This window comes from Mesorhizobium sp. M4A.F.Ca.ET.050.02.1.1, assembly GCF_003997725.1.
In the GTDB taxonomy this organism is placed as follows: Bacteria; Pseudomonadota; Alphaproteobacteria; order Rhizobiales; family Rhizobiaceae; genus Mesorhizobium.
Map to the genome: position 1 here is coordinate 1 of NZ_RZSG01000640.1, position 3528 is coordinate 3528.

At 65.2% G+C, this 3528-nt stretch carries 7 protein-coding genes; 4 read left to right on the forward strand and 3 right to left on the reverse strand.

Features of this window, described 5'->3' with window-relative positions:
* The 3 genes from EOA33_RS28490 to EOA33_RS28500 form a co-directional block, all read left to right on the forward strand.
* A partial coding sequence (locus EOA33_RS28490; RefSeq protein ID WP_127407156.1) for an MFS transporter occupies positions 1-779 on the forward strand: 779 nt, incomplete at its 5' end.
* A gap of 31 nt (positions 780-810) precedes the next feature.
* Positions 811-1191: a YkvA family protein gene (locus tag EOA33_RS28495; RefSeq protein WP_126054961.1), complete on the forward strand. Its 381-nt coding sequence runs from the start codon at positions 811-813 to the stop codon at positions 1189-1191.
* A 58-nt stretch (positions 1192-1249) separates the two neighbouring features.
* Positions 1250-1624 (forward strand): DUF423 domain-containing protein, encoded by a 375-nt coding sequence (locus EOA33_RS28500; protein WP_126054962.1) that lies wholly within the window; start codon positions 1250-1252, stop codon positions 1622-1624.
* Positions 1625-1633: 9 nt separating this feature from the next.
* On the opposite strand, the gene EOA33_RS39335 is transcribed toward EOA33_RS28500, so the two are convergent.
* Positions 1634-1783: a hypothetical protein gene (locus EOA33_RS39335; RefSeq protein ID WP_189363066.1), complete on the reverse strand. Its 150-nt coding sequence runs from the start codon at positions 1781-1783 to the stop codon at positions 1634-1636.
* Positions 1784-1841: 58 nt separating this feature from the next.
* A complete protein-coding gene (locus EOA33_RS39340; RefSeq protein ID WP_189347756.1) occupies positions 1842-1985 on the reverse strand; it encodes a hypothetical protein in 144 nt (47 codons plus the stop codon).
* Between the two features lie 177 nt (positions 1986-2162).
* On the opposite strand from EOA33_RS39340, the gene EOA33_RS28505 reads away from it, so the two are divergent.
* Positions 2163-3239: a LacI family DNA-binding transcriptional regulator gene (locus EOA33_RS28505; protein WP_127407157.1), complete on the forward strand. Its 1077-nt coding sequence runs from the start codon at positions 2163-2165 to the stop codon at positions 3237-3239.
* A gap of 6 nt (positions 3240-3245) precedes the next feature.
* Here EOA33_RS28505 and opgC read toward each other — a convergent pair.
* On the reverse strand, positions 3246-3528 hold a 283-nt coding region (gene opgC / locus EOA33_RS28510; protein WP_190234396.1), incomplete at its 5' end, for an OpgC domain-containing protein.

Genomic DNA, 3528 nt, shown 5'->3' on the forward strand with positions numbered 1-3528 from the left:
TGGTCGGGCCGCTGCTGGGTGGCGCATTGCCGCCGGTGATCGGCATCCGCGCCACCTTCCTGCTGTCGGGCGGCGTCATCTTCCTCGCCTTCCTGGCGACGACCTTCCTGATCAAGGAGACCCCTCGCCCGGCGGCGGCCAAAACTGGAGCTGCGTCAAAGCCGAAAAGCGGCTGGTCGCAGATCCCCGACAAGCGCCCGGTCGTCGCCATGCTGGCGACCGGCATGCTGCTCGCCTTCGCTACCATGTCGATCGAGCCGATCATCACTGTCTATGTGCAGCAGCTGATCGAGGACGAGAGCCGGGTGACCTTGGTCGCCGGGGTGGTCATGTCGGCGGCGGCGCTCGGCGCCATCCTGTCGGCCTCGTGGCTGGGCAAGCTCGCCGACCGCATCGGCCACTGGAACGTGGTGATCGCCGCGCTTGCCATCTCGGCCCTGCTGTTGATCCCACAGGCCTTCGTCACAGAGGGCTGGCAGTTGATCGGTCTGCGCTTCCTGATGGGTCTGGCGCTGGGCGGGCTCCTGCCCTGCATCACCAGCGTCATCCGCCACAACGTGCCGGACGGCGTCGGCGGCAATGTGCTGGGCCTGTCAATCTCGGCGCAATATGTCGGCCAGGTGGCCGGGCCACTGCTCGGCGGCTTTGCCGGAGGCCATTTCGGCATGCGCTCGGTATTCCTGGGAACATCGCTGCTGATGGCCGGCGGCGCGGCCTACAACTGGATTGTCCAGTCGCGGCGCACGCGCAACATACTGGCGCAAGCCGGCAGTTCCTGACACGTTCGCCTTTTGCGGATAAACCCACCCGATGAACGGCAAGCTGAAGGACTGGGCGCGCACGATCAAGCAAGACGTGCACGCGATCTATCTCGCGGCCGGTGATGCCCGTACGCCTTGGTATGCGAAGGTGCTGGCGCTATGTGTCGCCGGCTATGCCCTGTCTCCAATAGACTTGATTCCCGACTTCATCCCGGTGCTGGGATATCTCGATGACGCAATCATTGTGCCGCTCGGCATCCTGGCCGTGCTGAAGATGATTCCACCGGAGGTCATGGCAGAACATCGAGCCGCTGCCGCGCTTGCGGGAGAGCGCCCGGTGAGTCGGGTAGCCGCAGTCGTCATCGCTTCCGTCTGGGGCGCATCTGCCACACTGGCGGCCTGGCTCGGCTATCGCTACTTCATCGGCTGAGTTCGCGACACCATCCGCGCTTTCACTACATCGGTCGTATGGCAGGAGGCACCCCCATATGGGCACAACTGAACAAGCAGCTAGCGGAGGCAGCCGCATCTTCGTTCTTGCCGGCGGCCTCTGCGGCGCGGCGGGCGTGGCGCTGTCGGCCGCGGCCGCGCATCTGGGCGGCGGCTTCGTCGGCACGGCGGCGTCTTTCCTGCTCATGCACGCGCCGGTCTTCCTCGCCGTCGGGCTGATCGGCGCCGACCGCGCCCTGCGAATCGCAAGCCTGGTCCTGCTTTTCGGGCTGGTGCTTTTCTGCGGCGATCTTCTCGCCCGCGACTTCCTGGGTTCGCGGCTGTTTCCGATGTCGGCGCCGATCGGCGGCACCCTCCTGATTGCAGGCTGGCTGGCGATCGCCGGTTCGGCCCTCGTCCTGCGTCGCGCCTGAGACCGGCGCTCAGTCCTGCCGGCGCTCGCGCCTTGCCAGCCATTCGCGACTGCGCACGGCCGGCCCTGTGAGGCGCCGCCGCTCCGGCCGCTCGGACGCCGGAGAGATGCCCCAATAGTTGCGATAGATATCCTCGAACAGATGGTTCATCGGATGCATAGCTTTGTTCCTCTGAATTGAATCGATCCAATCGATCGACGTGAAAAAGACCGACCGCTCAGCCGCGCTTGCGATCCACGATAAAGCGCGGCTCGCGCCTCCATGGACTTGCCTTGCCGCGGCGCTTCTCGCTGAGCGCAGCCGAGGCAATGCCCCAATCGTTGCGGTAGACGTCCTCAAACAGAAAGTTGACCGGATGCATCGCACCCTCCTTCCAAACTCGCTCCAATCGGCCGAATTGCCAACTTGGATCGATTCAAACATAGGCCATCCGACCTGGGAGTCAAGCGGAATTTGAATCGATCCAAGAAAAATGATATTGGACCGGAGATCGATCCCCGTCCATGTAGTGCGGCGTGGGAGGTCCGGGAGAACAGACATGGCATCACTCATCGAAGGCCAGGCACGCCCCATCCGGCTGGCCGATATCGCCAAGGCGGCCGGCGTCTCGCATGGCACGGCCTCCAACGTCTTCAGCCGCCCGGAGATCGTGCGCGCGGAAGTGCGCGAGCGGGTCAAGGCGGTGGCCGAGGCGATGGGCTATGCCGGACCCGACCCCAAAGGCCGGCTGCTGCGCGCCGGCAAGGTCAATGCGATCGGCGTCGCATCGACCGAGCCCCTCTCCTATTTCTTCGACGACCCTTTCGCGCGCGTGATGATGGCCGGTATCTCCGAGGCATGCGACGCCACAGGTGCCGGCATTGCGTTGGTATCGGCTCAAAATGACGAAAAACTCGCCTGGAACATCCAGAGTGCCCTGGTCGACGGCTTCATCCTGTTCTGCATCGAGGGAGGCCCTCGCCTCGTCGAGCTGACGCGCGAACGCAGGCTCCCCTTCGTCGCGCTCGCAGTCGGCTTCGATGACGACACCATCTCGATGATCGGTATCGACAACGTCGCCGGCGCAAGGCTGGCCGCGCGTCATCTCGGCGAACTTGGGCACCGCCGCTTCGCCGTTCTGTCGCTGCCTTTCGTTGACGGCAGCACCGGTCTTGTGACGCCCGGGCGGCTCGGGACGGCGCTCTACACCGCAACGCGCGACCGACTTGCCGGCTATTTCGAGGAGCTTTCCCGCTTCGGCATCGACACCACCAAGGTGCCGGTCTACGAGACCGAAAACGAGGCCGCCTCCACCAGGGCCGGCCTCGAAGCCATCTTCGCCAGCGGCGAGCCGCCCACAGCGATCCTGGCGATGTCCGACCGCATGGCCATGGTCGCGGTCGACTGGCTGAGCGGGCGGGGTCTGAATGTCCCGGGGGATGTCTCGGTCATCGGTTTCGACGGCGTTCCGGACGGCCTGCTGTGCAGCCCTCGGCTCACCACGATCGCCCAGCCGATCGCCGAGATCGGCCGTCGGGCGGCGCGAATGATCCTCAATTTCGACGGCTCAGTGCGGCGCGAGATGCTCGGTGTCGAACTGATCGTCCGGGCATCGACCGGACCGGCGAGGCCCTGACCGACCTCACCGATTCCCCGCTGCCATCGGCTGGACGCCGAAAGACGCACGCGCTGGCACCTCGCCGCGGGCCGGCTTCTTGCCCGATGAACCGATGCCGGACAGCCATTCGAGATAGAACGCGAGCGCGAACTGCATGGCGATGCCGGCCGATATCAGCAGGGTGTCATAGGCGAGGCCGCCCGGATTGATCAGCTTCAGCACCTGCGCCACCATGGCGAGAACCGTGCCGGTGATGAACACAGGCAACGAGCGCTTGCCGAGGATGGCGAGCGGATGGTCGGGGCTG